The organism is Paraperlucidibaca baekdonensis, from assembly GCF_003387535.1.
Taxonomy (GTDB): Bacteria; Pseudomonadota; Gammaproteobacteria; order Pseudomonadales; family Moraxellaceae; genus Perlucidibaca; species Perlucidibaca baekdonensis.
Window position 1 is genome coordinate 410,217 of record NZ_QUNR01000001.1, and the last position, 19,433, is coordinate 429,649.

Annotated in this window: 22 protein-coding genes and 1 pseudogene; 11 read left to right on the forward strand and 12 right to left on the reverse strand. The window is 58.7% G+C overall.

The features are described 5' to 3' along the window. Positions 1-7 precede the first annotated feature (7 nt). The 7 genes from metX to DFR26_RS01980 are packed head-to-tail and all read left to right on the forward strand — an operon-like array spanning position 8 to position 5,680. On the forward strand, positions 8-1,174 hold the full coding sequence (gene metX, locus DFR26_RS01950; RefSeq protein WP_116207627.1) for a homoserine O-succinyltransferase MetX: 1,167 nt from the start codon (positions 8-10) through the stop codon (positions 1,172-1,174). Further along, on the forward strand, positions 1,164-1,763 hold the full coding sequence (metW, locus tag DFR26_RS01955) for a methionine biosynthesis protein MetW (protein WP_116207252.1): 600 nt from the start codon (positions 1,164-1,166) through the stop codon (positions 1,761-1,763). The genes metX and metW overlap by 11 nt, the downstream gene beginning before the upstream one ends. Then, positions 1,763-2,437 carry an RdgB/HAM1 family non-canonical purine NTP pyrophosphatase gene (gene rdgB, locus DFR26_RS01960; RefSeq protein WP_116207253.1) on the forward strand — a complete coding sequence of 225 codons (675 nt, stop codon included), beginning with the start codon at positions 1,763-1,765 and terminating at the stop codon, positions 2,435-2,437. The genes metW and rdgB overlap by 1 nt, the downstream gene beginning before the upstream one ends. Next, positions 2,434-3,717: a radical SAM family heme chaperone HemW gene (hemW, locus tag DFR26_RS01965; protein ID WP_281269867.1), complete on the forward strand. Its 1,284-nt coding sequence runs from the start codon at positions 2,434-2,436 to the stop codon at positions 3,715-3,717. The genes rdgB and hemW overlap by 4 nt, the downstream gene beginning before the upstream one ends. A 42-nt stretch (positions 3,718-3,759) precedes the next feature. Next, positions 3,760-4,215 (forward strand): YaiI/YqxD family protein, encoded by a 456-nt coding sequence (locus tag DFR26_RS01970; protein ID WP_116207254.1) that lies wholly within the window; start codon positions 3,760-3,762, stop codon positions 4,213-4,215. An 8-nt stretch (positions 4,216-4,223) separates the two neighbouring features. After that, complete coding sequence (locus DFR26_RS01975) at positions 4,224-4,484, forward strand: hypothetical protein (RefSeq protein WP_116207255.1); 261 nt, start codon at positions 4,224-4,226, stop codon at positions 4,482-4,484. Then, positions 4,481-5,680 carry a hypothetical protein gene (locus DFR26_RS01980; protein ID WP_116207256.1) on the forward strand — a complete coding sequence of 400 codons (1,200 nt, stop codon included), beginning with the start codon at positions 4,481-4,483 and terminating at the stop codon, positions 5,678-5,680. The genes DFR26_RS01975 and DFR26_RS01980 overlap by 4 nt, the downstream gene beginning before the upstream one ends. 27 nt (positions 5,681-5,707) lie before the next feature. Here the strand turns inward: DFR26_RS01980 and DFR26_RS01985 are convergent, their stop codons facing one another. The 3 genes from DFR26_RS01985 to trmB are packed head-to-tail and all read right to left on the reverse strand — an operon-like array spanning position 5,708 to position 8,959. Then, positions 5,708-7,495, reverse strand: a complete 1,788-nt coding sequence (locus DFR26_RS01985; protein ID WP_116207257.1) for a patatin-like phospholipase family protein — start codon at positions 7,493-7,495, stop codon at positions 5,708-5,710. Beyond that, positions 7,492-8,277, reverse strand: coding sequence for a hypothetical protein (locus DFR26_RS01990; RefSeq protein ID WP_220375680.1), 786 nt, complete (start codon positions 8,275-8,277; stop codon positions 7,492-7,494). The genes DFR26_RS01985 and DFR26_RS01990 overlap by 4 nt, the downstream gene beginning before the upstream one ends. Then, positions 8,261-8,959 (reverse strand): tRNA (guanosine(46)-N7)-methyltransferase TrmB, encoded by a 699-nt coding sequence (gene trmB, locus DFR26_RS01995; protein ID WP_116207258.1) that lies wholly within the window; start codon positions 8,957-8,959, stop codon positions 8,261-8,263. Before trmB ends, DFR26_RS01990 begins: the two co-directional genes overlap by 17 nt. An 81-nt stretch (positions 8,960-9,040) precedes the next feature. On the opposite strand from trmB, the gene DFR26_RS02000 reads away from it, so the two are divergent. The 3 genes from DFR26_RS02000 to DFR26_RS02010 are packed head-to-tail and all read left to right on the forward strand — an operon-like array spanning position 9,041 to position 11,377. Continuing rightward, positions 9,041-9,685, forward strand: a complete 645-nt coding sequence (locus tag DFR26_RS02000; protein WP_220375681.1) for a YoaK family protein — start codon at positions 9,041-9,043, stop codon at positions 9,683-9,685. A 17-nt stretch (positions 9,686-9,702) separates the two neighbouring features. Next, positions 9,703-10,623, forward strand: coding sequence for a glutathione S-transferase family protein (locus DFR26_RS02005; protein WP_116207260.1), 921 nt, complete (start codon positions 9,703-9,705; stop codon positions 10,621-10,623). After that, positions 10,613-11,377, forward strand: a complete 765-nt coding sequence (locus tag DFR26_RS02010) for a glutaredoxin family protein (RefSeq protein ID WP_116207261.1) — start codon at positions 10,613-10,615, stop codon at positions 11,375-11,377. Before DFR26_RS02005 ends, DFR26_RS02010 begins: the two co-directional genes overlap by 11 nt. Here the strand turns inward: DFR26_RS02010 and DFR26_RS02015 are convergent. Next, complete coding sequence (locus DFR26_RS02015) at positions 11,374-12,156, reverse strand: thiazole synthase (protein ID WP_116207262.1); 783 nt, start codon at positions 12,154-12,156, stop codon at positions 11,374-11,376. The genes DFR26_RS02010 and DFR26_RS02015 overlap by 4 nt on opposite strands. Before the next feature lie 205 nt (positions 12,157-12,361). On the opposite strand from DFR26_RS02015, the gene DFR26_RS02020 reads away from it, so the two are divergent. Then, positions 12,362-12,871, forward strand: coding sequence for a lipocalin family protein (locus tag DFR26_RS02020; RefSeq protein WP_116207630.1), 510 nt, complete (start codon positions 12,362-12,364; stop codon positions 12,869-12,871). 20 nt (positions 12,872-12,891) lie between these two features. Here DFR26_RS02020 and DFR26_RS02025 read toward each other — a convergent pair whose 3' ends face one another. From DFR26_RS02025 to ftsY, 8 genes and pseudogenes are all read right to left on the reverse strand, one after another. Next, positions 12,892-14,673, reverse strand: coding sequence for a DUF4394 domain-containing protein (locus tag DFR26_RS02025; protein ID WP_116207263.1), 1,782 nt, complete (start codon positions 14,671-14,673; stop codon positions 12,892-12,894). Between the two features lie 116 nt (positions 14,674-14,789). Further along, on the reverse strand, positions 14,790-15,299 hold the full coding sequence (locus DFR26_RS02030; RefSeq protein WP_116207264.1) for a DUF456 domain-containing protein: 510 nt from the start codon (positions 15,297-15,299) through the stop codon (positions 14,790-14,792). After that, the gene (gene thiS, locus DFR26_RS02035) at positions 15,299-15,499 is read right to left on the reverse strand and encodes a sulfur carrier protein ThiS (protein WP_116207265.1); all 201 of its coding nucleotides are present in this window, start codon (positions 15,497-15,499) and stop codon (positions 15,299-15,301) included. The genes DFR26_RS02030 and thiS overlap by 1 nt, the downstream gene beginning before the upstream one ends. Continuing rightward, positions 15,496-15,876, reverse strand: coding sequence for a DUF423 domain-containing protein (locus tag DFR26_RS02040; RefSeq protein WP_116207266.1), 381 nt, complete (start codon positions 15,874-15,876; stop codon positions 15,496-15,498). The genes thiS and DFR26_RS02040 overlap by 4 nt, the downstream gene beginning before the upstream one ends. A gap of 3 nt (positions 15,877-15,879) precedes the next feature. Beyond that, entirely contained in the window at positions 15,880-16,740 is an 861-nt protein-coding gene (rpoH, locus tag DFR26_RS02045; protein WP_116207631.1) for an RNA polymerase sigma factor RpoH, read from the reverse strand. A gap of 77 nt (positions 16,741-16,817) precedes the next feature. Beyond that, positions 16,818-17,816, reverse strand: coding sequence for a permease-like cell division protein FtsX (ftsX, locus tag DFR26_RS02050; protein ID WP_116207267.1), 999 nt, complete (start codon positions 17,814-17,816; stop codon positions 16,818-16,820). After that, a complete protein-coding gene (ftsE, locus tag DFR26_RS02055) occupies positions 17,813-18,484 on the reverse strand; it encodes a cell division ATP-binding protein FtsE (protein ID WP_116207268.1) in 672 nt (223 codons plus the stop codon). The genes ftsX and ftsE overlap by 4 nt, the downstream gene beginning before the upstream one ends. 18 nt (positions 18,485-18,502) lie before the next feature. Further along, positions 18,503-19,429 (reverse strand): annotated as a pseudogene (gene ftsY / locus DFR26_RS02060) (signal recognition particle-docking protein FtsY); the annotation flags it as partial. Positions 19,430-19,433: the final 4 nt, after the last annotated feature.

Here is a 19,433-nt window from a genome sequence, read left to right on the forward strand (position 1 = left end):
GCGCGCGATGAATTATCCGCCGAAAAGTGTGGGGCTGGTGACGCCGCAACATGTGCATGTTACCGAGCCTTTGGCGCTCGCCTGTGGTCGCACGCTGGCGAACTACGATGTGGTCTACGAGACTTATGGCACGCTCAACGCCAACGCCAGCAATGCCGTGCTGATTTGCCACGCGTTGTCGGGGCATCATCACGCGGCGGGCTTTCACGAAGGCGAAGATCCTGACCAAGGCGCCAAGCCGGGCTGGTGGGATAGCGCCATTGGGCCGGGCAAAGTCATTGATACCAATCGCTTTTATGTGGTTGCGCTAAATAACCTCGGTGGCTGTCATGGCTCCACGGGGCCGGCTTCGATCAATCCTGACACCGGCGAGCCGTGGGGGCCAGACTTCCCCATTGTGGCGGTGCGTGATTGGGTAAAAATGCAGGCGCGCCTGAGTGATTATTTGGGCATCGAGCAATGGGCCGCGGTAGTCGGTGGCTCGTTGGGTGGCATGCAAGTGCTGCGCTGGAGCATCGATCAGCCGCAGCGCATCGCCAATGCCGTGATCATTGCCAGCGCACCGAAACTCACCGCGCAAAATATCGCCTTCAATGAAGTCGCGCGGCAAGCGATTCGTCGCGATCCAGACTTTCACGCCGGCCGCTATTATCAGCATGGCGTGGTGCCCGAAGTGGGCCTGTCATTGGCGCGCATGGTCGGCCACATCACCTATTTATCCGATGATGCGATGCGCCAAAAATTCGGTCGTGACCTGCGCAAAGCCACTTACCAATACGGCTTCGATGCCGAATTTCAGGTGGAGTCGTATTTGCGCTATCAGGGCGAAGTGTTTTCCAAGCGCTTCGATGCCAATACCTATTTGCTGATGACCCGCGTGCTCGACTATTTCGATCCCGCGCGCGATTACGGCCACGATTTGGCGAAGACCTTTGCCAAAGCGCAGTGCCGTTTTATGGTCATGTCGTTTACCACTGACTGGCGTTTTGCGCCGGCGCGCTCGCGGGAAATCGTCGATGCGCTGGTGAAGGCCGGCAAAGACGTGAGCTATGCCGAGATTGACGCGCCGCAAGGCCATGACTCATTTTTGCTGGATAACCAACGCTATATGGATCTGTTTGGGGCGTTTATGACGCGCATTGCCAATGAGCGGGAGGCCGCCGATGCGTCTTGATCTCGCCCTTGTGCGGCAATGGATCCGACCCGAATCGCGCGTGCTCGACTTGGGCTGCGGCGATGGCGAGCTGCTCGCGCACCTTCGCGACACACTCAATGTGCGCGGCTATGGCTTGGAAATTGACCACGACAAAATCACCGCCGCCATTGCCCGTGGCGTCAATGTCATTGAGCAAGATCTCAACAATGGCTTGGCCAATATTGAGACCGACAGCTTCGACACGCTGCTGATGGCGCAAGCCCTGCAGGCCGTGCAGCGCCCCGATATTTTGCTCGATGAAATGGTGCGTGTGGCGCGCGAAGTTATCATTACGTTTCCGAATTTTGGCCACTGGAAAACGCGCTGGTATTTGCTCCGCAAAGGCCGCATGCCGGTCTCGCGCGCGCTGCCGTATGGCTGGTTCGACACGCCCAATATCCACCTCTGCACGCTCCATGATTTCGAGGCGCTGTGCCGCAGCAAGGGCTTGAAAGTGGTCGATAAATTGGCGGTGGATCAAGATCAGCAGGGCAGTGTGTTGGCGCGCTGGTTCCCGAATTGGTTTGGCGAAATTGGCATTTTCCGTGTCACTCGGGGCGATGACTAATGGCTAACGAACAGGCCGCCACGCCCGCCAATGCCGCCGAGCGATTAAGCACCGCCACGCCGCGTGAGTTTGTGCTCGCCACCGGCAACGCCGGTAAGCTCAAGGAACTCAGTGCACTGCTCGCCGATATGGCCGTGAGCGTGCGCTCACAAAAAGAATTTGGCGTGCCTGATGCCATCGAAGATGGTCTGAGCTTTATCGAAAATGCGCTAATCAAGGCCCGTCACGCCAGCCGCCTCACCGGCTTGCCAGCGCTTGCTGATGACTCTGGCTTAGCCGTCGATGCGCTTGGCGGCGCGCCCGGTATTTATTCCGCGCGTTATGCCCTGGATGCACACGGACTGCCCGCCGGTGATGCCGCAAATAACGCCAAGCTTTTGGCCACGTTCGCGGGCATGCCCGCTGCGACTTCGCGCCGCGCACAGTTTGTTTGCGTGCTGGCCTTTGTGCGCCATGCCGATGACCCGCTGCCAATCATCTGCCAAGCGCTGTGGGCGGGTGAGATCGCGCACGCACCATCGGGCCAACAAGGCTTTGGCTACGATCCGATTTTCTACGTCGAGAGCGATAACATGACCTCGGCAGAGCTGCCGCGCGAACGCAAAGCCGCGCTCAGTCATCGCGGCCAAGCCTTGGCGCAATTGCGCGCGCGTTGGAGCGAGACTGGGCTGTGAGCGCACTGCCGCCGCTTAGCCTTTATGTGCACATGCCGTGGTGCGTGCGCAAATGCCCTTATTGCGACTTCAACTCTCATGCGGTGAGCGAGGCCGGCGTGCCGGAAGCGGCCTATATCGCTGCCTTGCTCGAAGACCTCGACGCCGATTTGGCCGACTTCTCGCAGCTACAACAAGCCCACGGCGGTGAGCCCATCAACTGGGCCTCCCGCCCGATCCAAACGCTATTCATCGGTGGCGGCACCCCCTCGCTGATCTCCCCAGATGGCTACGCGCGACTCTTTGCCGGCCTGCGTCAGCGCTTGAGTTTTAGCGATGACATTGAGATCACGCTGGAGGCTAATCCCGGCACTGTGGAGCAGGGCTTATTTGAGGGCTATCGCGCGGTGGGCATCAACCGACTGTCGATTGGTGTGCAGACATTTCAAGGCGCGCAGTTGAGCGCGCTCGGTCGTATTCACAGTGGCGATGAAGCGCTGCGGGCGGCCAGTACGGCAAGCGCCGCGGGCTTCACGCGCATCAACCTCGATCTCATGCATGGCTTGCCGGGGCAGAGCGTAGCGGCCGCCTGTGATGATCTGCGCCAAGCCATCGCGCTCGGGGTCACGCACCTGTCGTGGTACCAGCTCACGCTCGAACCCAACACCGTGTTTTATCGCCAGCAGCCCATTCTGCCGGATGACGAGGTGCTCGCCGATATTCAAGAACAGGGCGAGGCGCTGCTGGCCGAGGCGGGCTTTCAGCGCTATGAGGTGTCGGCCTATGCGCAGGCGGGCGAGGGCTGTCGGCATAACCTGAACTATTGGCAGTTTGGCGACTATTTGGGTATTGGCGCGGGTGCGCATGGCAAGCTCACGCTGGCTGTGGCGGCTGATGCAGCTCATGCAAATGATGCCGCCGAATCGATTGCCGCGCGCAGGATTTATCGGCGCAGCAAAACCCGCATGCCAAAAGACTATTTCGCGGCGGCACAGGCAACGCGCGCATCGCTAAGCGATCGGCCACACACCAGCGCTTTTGTGGCCACCAGCGAGGCCATCGCCGCTGCTGACTTGCCCTTCGAATTCATGCTCAATGCCCTGCGCCTAACCGCCGGCGTGCCGCAGGCCTATTGGTCGCAGCGCACCGGTTTACGCCACGATGCCATCCGCCAAACGCTCGCCACACTGCGCGAGCGCGGCTTACTAGAGGAAAATCCCGAACGCTTGCAGGCCAGCGCGCTCGGCCTACGGTTTTTGAATCGCGCCATCGATGCGTTTTTGCCCGACCACAGCGCCTAGTCATCGCGGTAGAATAACGCCACTCACCACGCGAGAGAGTTCATGACGCAAATTTGGGTCGATGCCGATGCCTGCCCGCTGCCGGTCAAAGACATGCTGATTCGTGCCGCCGAGCGCACGGGCGTGCAGATCACGTTTGTCGCCAACCAGCCCATTCGCCTGCCGGCCGGCTTGCCGATGAATGCGGTGCAGGTGCCGCCGGGCTTTGATGTCGCCGACAATTACATCGTGCAGCATGCGCAGGCGAAAGACTTGGTCATCACGCAGGATATTCCGCTGGCGTCGGAGGTGGTTAAGCTTGGCGTGGTGGCGGTGAGTCCGCGCGGGCAGCTGCACACGCCAGAGAGCATTGGTCAGCGCTTGGCCATTCGCGATCTGATGAGCGACCTGCGCGATGCCGGCATGGTGCGCGGCGGCCCACCGCCCTTTGCCAACAGTGATCGCCAGCAATTTGCCAAGCAGCTTGATTCTTGGCTGGCCCATCGCCCGAAAACCTGAGCCCCATTATGTCCGATGCCCTCAGTCAATTAGCTACCCGCTTGCGTCGACCGCAGGCTAGTTTGAGCGATCTCGATGCCCTCAGCGAGGCGCAGATCAGCGAGCTGCAGACACTCATCGACGCCGCCAGCGAGCGCGAGCGCGAACGCGTGCAGAGCCAGCTACGCAGAGGCATTTTTTGGCCGTTGCGCTGGCTCTTGCAGCGCCGACAGGCACAGGTTCTGAGCAAGGCGGCGGTGACTAGCACCTCGCGCGGCGGTCAATCATGAGCCGGCTGGCCAATCGGGCCGAGGTCATCAAACTCGCGCGCGCTTTAGCGGTTGAACCGGAGGCGCTGCAGTATTTGCATGGCTTGCCCTCCGATGCCGTGGCGCAGCTGCGTTCGGCGATTTCCGATGTGATTCACGATGAACAACGCGCGCCGCTGGGTTTGCTCGCCGCGGTGGCGCGCTGGCTGCCCGCGTGGGTATCGGCCTTGTGCGCGCGCTCGTGGTTTGGTGCGCCAATGACCGCGCGACTGGCCAGCGAGCTGCCGGCGTGGCGCGTGGCCGATGTCGCCGGTTATTTGGATGCGGCATTTCTTGCCGATGTGGCGGTGGATCTGGATCCGCGTTGCGCCCGTGAAGTGCTGCAACTGATGGCCGCGAAAAAAATCATGGCCATCAGTCATGTGCTGTTAAAGCGCGATGACTTTGTCACGCTCGGGCGCTTTGTTGCGCTGCTGCCCGATGCCGCACTCAGCGAAGTGGCCGCGAGTATCGATGACGAAGGTGATTTGCTGCAGGTGCTGTTTTTTATCGAGGCGCGCTATCGCATCGATCATATTGTTCGGCTAATGCCCGCTGAGCGTTTGCAACGAGCCGTATTGATTGTCGCCGATGAGTCGCGGCGCGAGCTCTGGCCGAGCGTTTTGGCGCTGATGACGCACGCCGGTTATGGCCTGAAGCGCGAGCTCGGCGACTTGGCGGCGGAGCAGGGCGATGCCGTGCTCAGCGCTATTATTGAGACGGTGCAGCAGGAAGACTTATGGGAAGACGTGCTGCCGGTGGTGGTGTGTTTATCGCCCGATGTGCAGCGCCAAGTAGTGAATCTGCCGGCTCTGCAGCGCGCCGATGTGCTCGAGAAAATCATCGCGGCCACCCAGTATCGACAACTCTGGTCGGCCATGTTGTGTTTGGCGGAAGCCATGAACGATAGTGGCCGCGAGGCCTTGGCGCGAGTCATTGAGCAGACCGATGAGACACTGCTAGCGCAGGCCGCGTATGCCGCGCTGCTGCGCTCTCAGTGGCGCACCTTGCTCGATATTGTCCGGCGCTTATCCAGCGCGCGTCAGCACGATTGCCATGAAGTATTGGCGCACTATTTGCCCACGCTAGATCGCGAAACCGCCGGCTATTTGCAGGCGTTGCTCAATGAATATGGCATTGAGGCCGCGCCAGAAAGTACGCCAGAGCCAGCTCAGTAGCGCCTAGAAAACCCCGCGGCGCGGCGCTTAGCTCAGCAGCTTATCGCGCAATGGTGTGAGAACTTCCAAGCCGTGCTCATAGCCGCGCTGCACCAACTCATCCATGCGCAGCCACTCAAACATGCCGATGTCATCGATCGGCATGCGCAAATAGGTATCGGCGCGGTCAATTGAAGCTTGCAGCGTGATGGTGTCGCTGGTCAGCGTGGCGGTGCGCATGAGGATTTCGGTCAGGCTCGGCGGTTCGCCATCGCTCTGCCAATCCAGCAGCGCGCCTTGATCGGGCGCATCCAAGCCGGCACCCGGCGCCGCCATATCGCCAATGCCGGCAACATTGCAGGCAATAATCACGCCGCGTTCGAGCTGCGCCATGACATCGGTGGGCAAGTTGTTGACCACGCCGCCATCGCACAATAAATCGCCTTCGAAGGCAATCGGCGGCGCCACGCCGGGCACGCACATGCTGGTGCCGACCCAGCTACCCAATGGCCCGCGATCATGTACGCCGGCCATGCCGGTAGTGAGATTAGTGGAGATGCAGTAATAGCTGCGGCGTAACTCCTCGATGCGGCGTTCGCCAAAAATCGCATTTAAGCGCTGATGAAAGCGTTCGCCACGAATCAGCGAGACTTTCGGCAGCGTGTAGTCGTTGAGGTAGTTTTTCGCGACAAAGGTTTCGTGAGCAATGTGAATCATCTCGGTGCTATCGAAGCCACAGGCCAACAGCGCCGCGACAAAGGCGCCCATGCTGGTGCCGCCCACCACATCGACTGGAATGCCGAGCTGCTCGAGCGCCTTGATCAGGCCAATATGCGCAAAGCCGCGCGCGCCGCCGCCACCGAGCACGAGGCCAATGCCGCGGCCAGAAATCTGCCGTGCCAGTGCGGCGATTTCCGGCTTTGCCCACGGGTGCAGGAAGTAGTGCGCGCGCGCGCCAGTGGCTTTCAGCCAATCAATGGTGTGCGGTGCGGCATCGCCCATGGGGCGCAATAACACCAGCTCCACAGGCGCCACCAAGCCACCTTCACGCAGGCGCTCCAGCACCGGCGTGGCTTGTGGTTGCTGGCCGGATTCGGCCACCAGCAAAATGCGGTCGGCTTGACGCAGGCAGCGCAGCGACCAGACATCGGTGCCATTGTCGGCGACATACATGATGAAGCGATGCTGCTGCTCGAGACTGGCCAGCCAAGCGCAAAGCGTGGCATCGGCATCGCTGCCATCTTGCGGAGTTTGCGAGAAGCCGTCGCCAAATACGCTATCGATATGCGCGGCGCTGACTAAACGGGTGTCCGGCCAGCCATTCATGTGGCCGGTGAGTGCCTCGGCGAGCAGCAGCGTGGGAATGTCGCGGATCGCTGGCACCACGGCGAGCGTGCCTCCGCCTGCATTGGCCTGTTGCACGCGGGCGTGCAGGGCATCGCGGCCACGAGAAATGATCAGCCGAGAGATCGCCACCAAGGTGTCTGGATGCTCGCGCATAAGCGCCATAAACGCGCTGGCGGGCAGGTTCAGCAGCAGGCAGTCGCGCAGCGCATAGACCGCGCTATTGCGTGGCTCGGCGGCGACCACGCCCATCTCACCAAGCAGTTCGTAGCGATTCACATAGCCCAAAATGCGCGCGTCATGGCGCACTTGCAGACGGCCATGCACCAACACATGCAAAAATCGCGGCGGATCGCCCGCGCCATAAAGCCGCTCGCCGCTGACCAGGCGTTGCGCTTTCGCCATCTTGGCGAGGGCCTCTAGCGCGGCCTCGGGCAATGCCGCAAAAACCGCCACCTGCTTGAGGCTGGCGATATAGTCGGTGTGGCTCATGCGTGCTTTTTCGCCTCTTTGGCCGCCACCGCTAAGCGGATTTGGTCGATGTTTTCGCGCAATAAGTCCGCGACCAGTTCATCGGTGCGCGGGTCGTGCAGCACCTGCTCAATCACGCGCAATGCCGTTTCGGTCGTGCCTTCGATGATCTCGTTGTAATACGGCAGTCGTTTAAAGCGCCCCGTTTGCGGGTCTTCGCGGAGCTTTTCGCGAATCATGTCGCGCAGCTCGCTTTGGTTTTCTTCCAATGCCCGCGCGATATTGCGCGTGTAAGTGCCCTTCACCAGCACATCGGCGACCTGATCGAGCACCGCTACCGTCACCGAGCCGCTAATCGCGCGCACGATGCCCTGCTTAAAGCGATTGACCAGCCGATAGGTAAACTCCTCGCCGAGCACACGGTCGGCCGCCACGCCCATCCGCGCCAATAAAATCACCACACGAATAAGCCGGAAGCTACGCAGCGCCGGGTCGGAAACGGGGATCATGCCGAGCACGTCGTACCAATTGCGGCCAACGAAACCGAGCGTCCATTGTTCCGCGCGCCAGCGCCACAGGAAATTCAAGAAAAACAGCGCGCAAATGCTGTAGTCGGCCAAAATAATGGCCTCGCGCTGCATCGGTGTGACCGAGCCCCAACTCTCCCAGGCCAGCAGTGCCACGGAAATCAGGGCCAATACCAGCAGGACCCAATCGGCCCAACTGCCGCCGGTTAAGGGTTTTTGTGCGGCGGCTTCGTCAGCGCTTAAGGGGCGATAAGGCGTGCTAGTCGACTCGGACATAAATTAAATCCCAGACCCCGTGGCCTTGCTCGTGGCCGCGTTGCTCAAATTTCGTTAAAGGTCGCCACGCGGGGCGCGGCATGTATTCGCCAGGCGCATGCGCATTGGCAAAACCGGGGGCGGCCTCCATATGCTCGAGCATCCATTCGGCGTAAGGTGCCCAGTCAGTGGCCATGTGAAAGCGCCCGCCAATAGCCAGCGTTTGCCGCACCAGCGCAATCAAATCGGGGCGTACAAAGCGGCGTTTATGATGCCGCGCTTTTTGCCAGGGGTCGGGGAAAAATAGCTGCACCGTGTCGACACTACCGGGCGTGATGGCCTGCTCTAAAACCTGCACGGCATCCTCGCTGTAATAGCGCAAATTCGTCACGCCTTGCGTGCCGGCATCGAAACACAGTTGCGCCACGCCGGGCTTATGAATCTCGATACCGATAAAATCGCGCGCCGGTGCCGCCTGCGCCATCTCGATGAGTGTTTGGCCCATGCCAAAACCAATCTCTACGGTCAATGGCGCCTGTCGACCAAAGACTAGCTCGGGCTTTAGCGTGCCATCTGCTAGCGTCAGCTGCATGGCAGGCGCAAACTCGCGCATGCCCTGTTTTTGTGAGGTGTTGAGCGGCGACGTGCGCGGCATAAAGGTTTTAATGCGATCGGTAAACGGGCGCGCCGGTGACTCACTCATGCCATAGACTCGGTGAAATTAAACTGGTGTCGATTGTACGGCTATCGGCCAATGCCACCAAGTCGCCTAAGGAGGCGAGTTGTGAAACGATTGCCACGATGGATCGAATACGGTGCTTTCACGCTGGCTTTGCTCGCCGGCATGGTCAATGTCGTCGGCGTTTTGGGCGTGGCGCCGCAGGCGCTGTCGCATGTCTCCGGCACCGCCACGTGGCTAGGCGCAAGCGTCTGGCAGTCCGCCGCCGCCGTTGGGCACTTAGCGATGATATTGCTCAGCTTCGTCTGTGGCTCAGCGCTATCGGGCGTCATGCTCGGCAGTCGTGATTTACGCGCCGGACGACCCTACGATGTGCTGCTGGTCATTGAAGGCATCTTGCTTGTAGCCGCTTTCTTCACGCTCGATCACGGCATCGGTGTGTATTTGGCCTCCAGCGCCTGCGGCCTGCAAAACGCGCTGGCCACGCATTACAGTGGCGCCATTGTGCGCACCACGCATGTGACCGGCATCTTCACCGATCTTGGCTTAATGCTCGGCGGCTGGCTGCGCGGCGCGCGCTTCGACGCCCGCAAAGCCCGTCTGTTTGGCCTCATCATTCTCGGCTTTATTGGCGGCGGCGTGCTCGGCGCCAAGCTCTTCGTGCTTTTCGGCGCCATGACCCTGCTGCTGCCGGCGCTACTGTGTTTTTGCTTGGCGGCCCTGTATCGTGTGGTGCTACGCCCCACTTAATTGTTGCCGAGTCTTTTATGTCTAGCTTCATTTTGCATCACTATTTTCTTTCGCCATTTTCACAAAAAGTGCGCAGCATGCTCGGCTATGCCGGGCTGGAATGGCAGTCGGTGCGCATTGAGTCAGCGCCGCCGCGACCGGCGTTGGAGCAGCTCACGGGTGGCTATCGTAAAGTGCCCGTGGCGCAAATAGGTGCCGATATCTTCTGCGATACGGCGCTTATATCCACTGAAATTGCACGATTATCGGGGAAGTCAGACATCAGCTTATTGCGCGCTGGCGATGATGAGCTGGCTTATGCTCGCCACACCGATGTGAAAATGTTCTTTGCCTGCTTGTTTGCGGCAGGCTCGTGGGCGCTGGCGAAAACCGTGTGGCGCGAGATGACGCTAAAAGCCATTGTGAAATTTTTTGCCGATCGCATCCAAATTGGTCGTACCAGCAGTGTCCGTAGCGCGCCGCCGAGCGCAGCAAAAGCGGTGGTGCGCAAGCATTTAGTCGCCAATGAAGCACGCCTGCAAACGCAGGACTTTTTGTTTGGCGATGCGCCGCACCATGCCGACTTTTCTACCTATCACAGCCTGTGGTTTATGCGCGATATGGGCCAATCGCCTTTGCTCGCTGAGTTTCCCAAGGTCAATGCCTGGATGGATCGCATGAAGGCTTTTGGCGATGGCGTGTACGCTGAAATCAGTGCCGATGCGGCCTTGCAAGCAGCGAAAAATGCCGAGCCACGCGCGATTGCTGCGGAGCATCAGCGCGATGAGCGCATTGGTCAGCGCGTGCGCATTTCGCCCGCCGACTACGCCAAAGACCCGACCGAGGGCGTGCTGGTCGGCGTTAGCGATGAGCGTTTTATCATTGCCCGCGAGTCGTCGGCGCTGGGCATGGTGCATGTGCACTTGCCACAAGCGGGGTACCGGATCGATGTCTGCTAAATCAGCCACGATTTATCGGCTCGTCAATGAGCGTCACTGGTGCCCGCACGGGCTCAAAGCCAAGGATTTGCTCGAGCGCTACGGCTACTCGGTGCGCGATGAGCATTTGCGTTCGCCCGAGGCCGCGAACGCATTTAAGGCCAAACACGAAGTCAGCACCACGCCGCAGATTTTTATCGACGGTCAGCGTATTGGCGGCCACGTTGATTTGCGTCGGCACTTAGGCCTGAGCGTGCGCGACCCGAAAGCGCTGAGCTACCGACCCGTCATTGCGATTTTTGCCGTGACCGCGCTGATGGCATTGGCAGTGCAGCTAGCCGGCGGCTTTGTTGGTGCGCAAGGCGCCTCTGGCTCCTGGCTTGCCGCATTCATGCCATGGCTGATGAGTTTCGTGGCCTTCAGCATGTGCGTATTGGCGATCTTAAAGCTGCGTGACCTCGATGCCTTTAGCGGCCAATTTCTCGGCTATGACTTGCTGGCCAAGCGCGTGGTGCGCTACGCCTATGTATACCCGTTTGCCGAGGCGTTTGTTGGCGTCGGCATGTTGCTGCCGGCGCTACATCTGGTGGTGGCGCCGGTGGGCTTATTTATTGGCGGCATTGGCGCGGTGTCGGTCATTAAAGCGGTCTATATTGACCGCCGCGAACTCAAGTGCGCCTGCGTGGGTGGCAATAGCAATGTGCCCTTGGGCTTTGTCTCGCTCACCGAAAACCTGATGATGGTGGTGATGGCGCTGTGGATGCTGGCGGCTTAGCGAAACGCCACGCCATCGAGCGGGCTAGACGCGCTGGCGTATAACTTGCGCGGCATACGTCCCGCCAAATACGCCTCGCGACCGGCTTCCACGGCTTTTTTCATCGCCGATGCCATCAGCACCGGCTGACCGGCGGCGGCAATGGCGGTATTCATCAGCACCCCGGCCGCGCCAAGCTCCATGGCCACGGCAGCATCTGAGGCGGTGCCGACGCCGGCATCAATGAGCACCGGCACCGTGGCTTCTTCCAAAATAATGCGCAAATTATAGGGGTTCACAATGCCTAACCCCGAGCCAATCAGCGAGCCCAAAGGCATTACGGCGACGCAGCCCATGTCGGCGAAAATGCGCGCGGCAATCGGGTCGTCGTTGCAATAGACCATCACCTCAAAGCCCTCGCTGACTAGCGTCTCCGCGGCTTTTAGTGTCTCTGGCATATTGGGGTATAGGGTTTTTTGGTCGCCCAAGACTTCAAGTTTGACGAGCCGATGATCATCGAGCAGTTCGCGCGCTAGCCGGCAGGTGCGCACGGCTTCCTCGGCGCTGTAGCAGCCAGCGGTATTGGGCAAAATCGTGTAGCGGTCCGGCGAGATGACATCGAGCAAATTCGGCTCGCCCGGCGTTTGGCCAATATTGGTGCGCCGCACGGCGACGGTCACGATTTCCGCGCCACTGGCGGCAATCGCCTCGGCGGTCTCGGTCATATCTTTGTATTTGCCGGTGCCCACCAGTAGGCGTGAATGGAAGCTGCGTCCGGCCAGCAGAAAAGCATCCGACATGAAAAATCTCCGCGCGAAAAACTCGATTGTACGGTGTGGGCTTGATCGCGACTAGCGCTATGCTCCTAGGGTGTTTGCTGAACTTCATGTGTATGTGCGTTTGATCAACCAAGGAGATGCTATGCGCGACTTCATATTATTGCGCCGTAAAGCGGTTATTCGCCCGTTTGCGAGGTTGCGGCAAGTCCGCCGGTGCGTCAGCGTCATGGCATTCATCGGGAGCACTGCACTGCTCGCCGCCTGCAGCAGTCACGCACCTTTAGCCACCGTGGCCGCCGTAGACCTCGAGCGCTACGCCGGCGACTGGTACGAGGTCGCGCGCCTGCCCAACCGCTTCCAAACCGACTGCGCTGGCGATGTCATGGCGCGCTACACCCGCGATGGCGATGAGATCCGCGTACTCAACCGCTGCCGCCAAGCCAATGGCGAGGTGATGTCGGCCGATGGCATCGCGAAGGTCGTGCCCAACTCCGGCAATGCCCGCCTGCGCGTTAGCTTCTTTTGGCCATTTTACGGCGACTACTACGTGCTCGCGCTCGACCCCAACTACCAATGGGCACTGGTTGGCGCGCCCGACCGCAGCTATTTATGGCTGCTCTCGCGCACACCGCAGTTGCCCGAGCCGGTCAGCACGACATTAGTCCAGAAAGCACAAAGCCTCGGCTTTAACACCGAGGCTTTGCAGTTCACCAAGCAGCTAAAGCCATTGCCGTGATGGCAGTGGCCGTTGCGGGCTTATTCGAGAGTTAGCGCGATGTCGGAAATCACTGGAGCTGTGGCCCCTGTACCAACTGTGTTTGTAGCGCTTGGATAGGCAGTTGCCACACCCGACGTTAGGTTGACGGTATAAAGACTCGTAGTGCCTGCAGCGCCAGTAGCTAAACCAATTAAAGGTAAGCCATTTGCGCCACCAACGATGTCCATGCTGGCGCGATCAAATGGTACAGGTGTTGCTGTGATAACAGGTGGTGTTGCTGTTGAAGATGAGCTTGTTCTAATTGCGCCCTGAAAAGTGAACGTTCCGACATTTGCATTTTGCAAAGCCAACGATTGATTGCCCACATCCAGATCATACAATTGCGTACCGTTTGGTGGTGCGAAACTGTTTGTATAGGCAGCTGCAACGATGCTAATGGGCTGTGGTGATGTTGGCAGAGCGGCTGCACCCATTGCGGGCATGTCATAAGTTTTACTCAGCATGCCATCGATAGTCGTGCTGAACATATCAACATCAATGCGAAGGTTTAACCCTCTCGTATTCATCACCCGAAGCTTGTCCGCCGCAGGGTTGAAATCTACTGAGTAAGTTACGGGTGTATCTATTGGAGCAGCAGTTGTTCCAGTATTAACGCTAGTCGGTAGGCTCAAGCTCAGTGATCCACCAACGGTTGCCGCACCGGTTGCTTTATTAATGGTGATGATGCGCGACTTCGAGGTGATGCCGTAGAGCTTGCCATCGGCAGGGCGGAAATCGATGCCCAAAACAGTTTCGGCAGCAGTCGTGTCTGATCCAGGCATTAAGCCCGTGATCTGTTTTGCATCTGCTGTACTGGCGGATTGTGGGGCTGTTGGCAGGAAACGCAGAATTTTGCCGTCATCAGTTAATGCATAAGCCGCTGTAGTTTTCGTCTTCAGCGTGATGCCTTTGACAGGAACCATGCCACTGCCGAGTGACTTAATTAACGTCGCTGCTACAGGTGTAGTGGCTGGTGCAATAATTGCTGTTGGCGCTAAATCAATTGCATACAGGCTGGTCGTACCACCAGCTGTGAGTGCGGCATAGCCTTTATTGTTGAAGCCATCAATGTCGAAGCCGTTTACATCCGATGCATCCACACCCAATGCAACGGCACCTGAGAGTTGGCTATCATTGTCTGCTGCATTTTGCTGGAAGAGTCGGTCGCCTTGCGTATCAATATCCCAAAGCCGTGTTGAAACGGGTTTTGAGATACTGTTGGTGTAGGCGGCAGCTGTCATTTTGAAACCAGTGGGCTGCGGTGGCATCGCTGTGCCGCCAGTACCAATTGTGCCGATATCTGCTTGGCGATTCACCGCGCCAGTGTCAACATTGACTACTAAGCTCATGCCCGTGTCGTCAATGACTCGTAGCCGGTCTACCACGGGGTTAAAATCAACGCCGAAGCTTGTGCCTGTCAGTGGGGCAGTGAAGGGGAGGGTGCTATTTACAGGAACCAATGCTTGTCGGCCGCTTACCGCACCTGTTGTGTCATCAATCACATAAACAGCACTTTTAGTGATGCCATAAAGCATACCGTTTGATGGGCGGTAGTCGATGCCGATCAGCTCTTCGCCAGAATTAATGCCGGTAACGGCCATGCGCTTGACAACTTTGTCGGGATTGGCGATATCGATAAGCCAAAGCTCATTGGCAGTTGTTAACGCTACCGCATTGGTGACTACTGGAGTTACGGGATTAAGAACATTATTATCACTACCACCGCAGGCGCTTAATGTCAGCGCTGCCGCAACAGCCATGCTCAAATAAGTCTTTTTCATGATGTCCACATCCGTTGTTGAGAGTTCTTAACCATGCCACGGCCTTAATTGGACATACGGTTATACAGAACCACTACACAATCGCTACAAATAGACTATTTAGTCTAATGTGGTGCTTACCCAAACAAGCGCATGGCGACGAATAGCATGATCATCATCACGCCAATAACGAGCTTGGCGACGATACCCAAGAGCATGCCAATGGTCGCGCCCCAGCCCGCGCGATGTGCCTGACGCCACGGTCGTCCGGTTGATAATTCGCCCAGCATGGCGCCTAGAAAAGGCCCAATTATCAAGCCGATAGGTAGTATGAATAGCCCCAAGATGGCACCGAGCAACGCGCCCACCACCGCGGCCTGAGAGGCCCCTGTGCGTTGGGTGCCGAGCGCGCCGGCAATGAAGTCGAGTGCCACTGCCGCCACACATAAAACGGCCAGCACGATCAGTGTACCGGTGCCTATATAGGCAAAATCTTCCGACCAAGCGGCAGTGAACAAGCCCAGCAATAAGATGGGCGGTCCGGGGATGGCAGGCAGCACCATGCCCACCATGCCGGCGACAATAAGCAGTGCGGAGATGATGATTAGGCTTGGCGTGATCCAATCAATGCCGGTCAGCGCTTCCATTAGCCGCCGCCAATGGCGTGGACAATTTCCAGTGCGTCATTGGCGCTGAGCACGTGGCTGGCGTGTTGGCTGCGCGGCACAATCTCGCCATTGCACTCAATGGCAATGCGCCTGCCAAGCAAGTCTTGGGCGGCAATGAGGTCGCTAATGGTGCTGCCCTCAGCGAGTTCGAGCGACTCGCCATTGAGTCGAATGATCATCGGCTCACCGCCCAGGCGAGCCACAACCAGCCGGCTATGAACGCCAAGCCGCCAATCGGTGTGATGGCGCCAAACCAACGCGGTGCGCCGAGCGCCATGGCGTAGAGCGATCCAGCGAAAATCACGATGCCGACTTGCAGCAACAGCGCCGAGGTTTGCAGACCGGGTGTGGGCAGGGTGGGCGAAAGTGCGGGACTAAAGCGCAACAACAGACCAACGACTAGGAGCCCAAGCGCATGGGTAGTGTGATAGCTGACCGCAGTTTGCCACCACGCCATGTGCTCGGCACTCAAACGCGCTTTCAGTCCGTGCGCGGCAAATGCGCCAGTGGCAATGCACAAGGCCAGATTAAGCGCGGCAATGCAAAGCCAATTCATGCCCTAGGCCACCAGCACAGCGCGGACTTTATCCATGGCGTTTTTCTCAAGCTGACGAATACGCTCGGCCGACACACCAAATTCGGCGGCAAGCTCATGCAGCGTGGCTTTTTGTTCGCTCAACCAGCGCCGCGCGAGAATAGCTTTGCTGCGATCATCGAGGGTGTCGAGGGCAGCCATTAGGCGCTCGCTGTTATTGCTCTCAAAGTCCGACGCTTCAATTTGCACGGCGGGGTCGTAGCGGCGGTCTTCTAAATAATGGATCGGCGCGTGGCTGGCGCGCTCGTCGTCATCGTCGGGGCTGCCGTCGATGGGCGCGTCGTAAGACAGCAGACGACCTTCCATCTCTAAGACATCGCGGGCGCTCACATTTAAGTCGCTGGCAATGGCCTCAGCTTCGCTCAACGTTAGGTTGGCTGAAGACTTTTTCATGGAGCGCAAATTGAAAAATAGTTTGCGCTGCGCCTTGGTGGTGGCGATTTTCACGATGCGCCAGTTTTTGATCACGTATTCGTGAATCTCGGCTTTGATCCAATGCACAGCAAACGACACCAAACGCACGCCCATGGTCGGGTCGAAGCGCTTTACGGCTTTCATCAGGCCAATATTGCCTTCTTGAATTAAGTCGGCTTGCGGCAGGCCATAGCCAGCGTAGCTTTTCGCGATATGCACAACAAAACGCAGATGCGCGAGCACGAGCTGGCGGGCGGCATCGAGGTCGGCCTCAACATGAAAACGCTCGGCGAGCGTGCGCTCTTCATCGGCGGTGAGCACCGCAACGCGGTTGGCAGCATGAATATAGGCGCCTAAATTGGCGCCGGGAACCGCTACTGCAATGGGCGCGAGGGCTTGGCAGTCAGTCATTTTGTGTGATGCCTCCATTGGCAAGTCAATTCACAGCACCCGTAACTATAAGCAGCGATGGTGCTGGCTGCAAGTGATCAGGGCTCCAGTTCGCGCAAATGGCGGCCCACAGCGATCCAGGCACCAACTAAGCCGAGCGCACTGGCACCGACGATCACGGCCACGCCGGTCTCGACGGTGGGGTAGCTCAAGGCAAATTGGCTGCCATATAAACGCGCCAAAGTCAGGACTGGTTCACTGAGCCATGCAATTAAGCCGCTCACCGTGGCCAGCGTAAAAACGCCAGCACTCAGGCCGCACCATAGCCCCATATAAACAAAGGGTCGGCGCACAAAGCCGTGCGTACCGCCGAGCAGGGAGATCACGCGGATTTCATCGCGGCGTGATTCAATACTCAGGCGGATGGTGTTACCCACAACCAACAGCCCGCCTAAAATCAATGTGCCAGCAATGGCCAACAGCAGGCGTTCGCCAATGTCGAGCGCAGTACGCAAGCGCTGCACCCATTCAATATCGACCTCGGCGAGCGCCACTTCAGGCCATTGCGCAAATTGGTCGCGCAGCGCGGTCATGGCTTTGGTGTCGGAGGTGTCTTTTGGGAAGACTTCAAGGACTGCCGGTAATGGGTTGCTGTCGAGCTGCTCGAGCGCGGGGCCGTAGTTGGACTTGGCTTTGAACTCTTCTAGGGCATCTTCTGGCGTAATTAAATTTGCGCGACTAACGCCCGACAGCGCCTGCGCTTGTGCCAGCACGGTGCGTTGTGCGGCGGTGTCGGTGCCTTCATTTAGGTAAATAGACAATCGCGCGTCGGCATCCCAAGTGGCCACGGCTTGGCGTGTGTCATGCAGCAGCTGGCCGAGCGCCAGCGGTAAGCTCAAGGCGATGGTCATCACGGTGACGGTCATTAACGTGGCAAGGGGTACGCGGGCGAGGCGGCCGAAGCTGTCGCTGGCCTCGCGTCGGTGATGACCTAGCCAATGTTGAAAGCGTGAGCCAATGGTGCTTTGTGAGCTACGCGCACCGCTAGGTTTTTTCGGCGAATTCGGTTTTTTGCCGGCGGCAATGGGCTGATTCATGTCGCGGCTCCTGTGTCGGCGACCAACTGGCCGGCTTGCAAGGTCAGTAAGCGATGGCGGAAGCGGGCAATGAGCGCGAGGTCGTGGGTGGCGACCAAAATGCTGACGCCAACGCGCGACAGATCTTCAAAAATATTCATCACTTCCACAGCGAGTTGCGGGTCTAAGTTGCCGGTGGGCTCATCGGCGAGGATGACCGATGGTTTGCCGACCACGGCGCGGGCAATGCCGACGCGTTGTTGTTCGCCGCCGGAGAGCTCCAGCGGCATGGCCTTGGCGCGATGCTTGAGGCCGACCAAGTCGAGCGCCGCATAGACGCGATTGGGGATGTCGCGTGCGGGCATACCGGCAATAATCAGCGGCAGCGCGACATTGTCGAAGACGCTGCGGTCATCGAGCAGGTTGTGATCTTGATAGACCATGCCGATGTCGCGGCGAGCCAGCGCGATTTGCCGGCCTTTGAGCGCGCCTTGGTCGCGGCCATTAACAATGACGCGGCCGCTGCTGGCTTTCTCAATACGCATGATGAGCTTGAGCAGTGTGGATTTGCCGGCACCGGAATGGCCGGTGAGGAAGGCCATTTCACCGGTGGGCAGGTCAAAGCTGAGCTCACGCAGCGCATCGAATTGCGGCGGGTAGCGCTTGCTGACGGATTCAAAACGGATCATTCATGGCTCCTAGAGCGATTACGCGCGGCTGTCGTCAAACAGCGCGCTGACAAATTCGTCGGCCTCAAAGGGGCGCAGGTCATCAATGCCTTCACCCACCCCAACAAAACGGATGGGTAGGTTCGTGCGGCTGGCGATATTAAACAACACGCCGCCTTTGGCGGTGCCATCGAGCTTGGTTACGGTGAGGCCGGTGAGCTTCACCGCTTGGTCAAAATCACGCACTTGGTTGAGCGCATTTTGGCCGGTACCGGCGTCGACCACGAGCATGATTTCATGCGGCGCGCTAGCATCGATTTTTTTCAAAACGCGCACAACTTTACTGAGTTCATCCATCAAATGCGATTTGTTATTTAAGCGCCCGGCGGTGTCGGCAATCAGTACATCCATGCCGCGCGATTTGGCACTGCTGTAGGCATCAAACAGCACCGAGGCAGAGTCGGCGCCTGTGCCTTGCGCCACAACCGGCACGCCATTGCGCTCACCCCAGGACTGCAATTGCTCGACCGCGGCGGCGCGAAAGGTGTCGCCAGCGGCGAGCATGACTGAGCGACCTTCACGCGTGTAGCGCTGCGCAAGTTTACCGATGGTCGTGGTTTTGCCGACGCCATTAACGCCAACCACCAAAATCACGAATGGCTTTTGCAGCTCGCCAATGCGCAGCGGCTGCTGGCGCGGACTTAAAATGTTTGAGAGTTCGGAGCGCAGCGCATCCATGAGCGCGTGCGAATGCAGCAACTCTTGGCGGGAGACTTGCGCGGTGAGGGCATCGACAACACGGCGCGTGGCATCGACGCCCACATCGGCGCTGAGCAGTTGCGTTTCGATATCTTCTAAGAGTTCATCATCGATTTCTTTGGCACCAATGAGCAAGGTGGCCATGCCGGCGCTAAATGACTTTCGGGTTTTGCTTAAGCCCGACTTCATGCGGCCAAAAAAACCGCCGTCA

What these genes read in the sequence shown, in the direction of transcription:
- metW (WP_116207252.1), top strand. Translation starts at nt 1,164, where the DNA reads ATGCGTCTTGATCTCGCCCTTGTGCGGCAATGGATCCGACCCGAATCG.
- rpoH (WP_116207631.1), bottom strand. Translation starts at nt 16,740, where the DNA reads ATGACTGACTGCCAAGCCCTCGCGCCCATTGCAGTAGCGGTTCCCGGC.
- metX (WP_116207627.1), top strand. Translation starts at nt 8, where the DNA reads ATGAATTATCCGCCGAAAAGTGTGGGGCTGGTGACGCCGCAACATGTG.
- DFR26_RS01970 (WP_116207254.1), top strand. Translation starts at nt 3,760, where the DNA reads ATGACGCAAATTTGGGTCGATGCCGATGCCTGCCCGCTGCCGGTCAAA.
- DFR26_RS02025 (WP_116207263.1), bottom strand. Translation starts at nt 14,673, where the DNA reads ATGAAAAAGACTTATTTGAGCATGGCTGTTGCGGCAGCGCTGACATTA.
- DFR26_RS01985 (WP_116207257.1), bottom strand. Translation starts at nt 7,495, where the DNA reads ATGAGCCACACCGACTATATCGCCAGCCTCAAGCAGGTGGCGGTTTTT.
- DFR26_RS01980 (WP_116207256.1), top strand. Translation starts at nt 4,481, where the DNA reads ATGAGCCGGCTGGCCAATCGGGCCGAGGTCATCAAACTCGCGCGCGCT.
- rdgB (WP_116207253.1), top strand. Translation starts at nt 1,763, where the DNA reads ATGGCTAACGAACAGGCCGCCACGCCCGCCAATGCCGCCGAGCGATTA.
- DFR26_RS02020 (WP_116207630.1), top strand. Translation starts at nt 12,362, where the DNA reads ATGGCATTCATCGGGAGCACTGCACTGCTCGCCGCCTGCAGCAGTCAC.
- DFR26_RS01990 (WP_220375680.1), bottom strand. Translation starts at nt 8,277, where the DNA reads ATGTCCGAGTCGACTAGCACGCCTTATCGCCCCTTAAGCGCTGACGAA.
- DFR26_RS02030 (WP_116207264.1), bottom strand. Translation starts at nt 15,299, where the DNA reads ATGGAAGCGCTGACCGGCATTGATTGGATCACGCCAAGCCTAATCATC.
- DFR26_RS02040 (WP_116207266.1), bottom strand. Translation starts at nt 15,876, where the DNA reads ATGAATTGGCTTTGCATTGCCGCGCTTAATCTGGCCTTGTGCATTGCC.
- ftsE (WP_116207268.1), bottom strand. Translation starts at nt 18,484, where the DNA reads ATGATCCGTTTTGAATCCGTCAGCAAGCGCTACCCGCCGCAATTCGAT.
- DFR26_RS02010 (WP_116207261.1), top strand. Translation starts at nt 10,613, where the DNA reads ATGTCTGCTAAATCAGCCACGATTTATCGGCTCGTCAATGAGCGTCAC.
- ftsX (WP_116207267.1), bottom strand. Translation starts at nt 17,816, where the DNA reads ATGAATCAGCCCATTGCCGCCGGCAAAAAACCGAATTCGCCGAAAAAA.
- DFR26_RS02015 (WP_116207262.1), bottom strand. Translation starts at nt 12,156, where the DNA reads ATGTCGGATGCTTTTCTGCTGGCCGGACGCAGCTTCCATTCACGCCTA.
- DFR26_RS02005 (WP_116207260.1), top strand. Translation starts at nt 9,703, where the DNA reads ATGTCTAGCTTCATTTTGCATCACTATTTTCTTTCGCCATTTTCACAA.
- trmB (WP_116207258.1), bottom strand. Translation starts at nt 8,959, where the DNA reads ATGAGTGAGTCACCGGCGCGCCCGTTTACCGATCGCATTAAAACCTTT.
- thiS (WP_116207265.1), bottom strand. Translation starts at nt 15,499, where the DNA reads ATGATCATTCGACTCAATGGCGAGTCGCTCGAACTCGCTGAGGGCAGC.
- DFR26_RS01975 (WP_116207255.1), top strand. Translation starts at nt 4,224, where the DNA reads ATGTCCGATGCCCTCAGTCAATTAGCTACCCGCTTGCGTCGACCGCAG.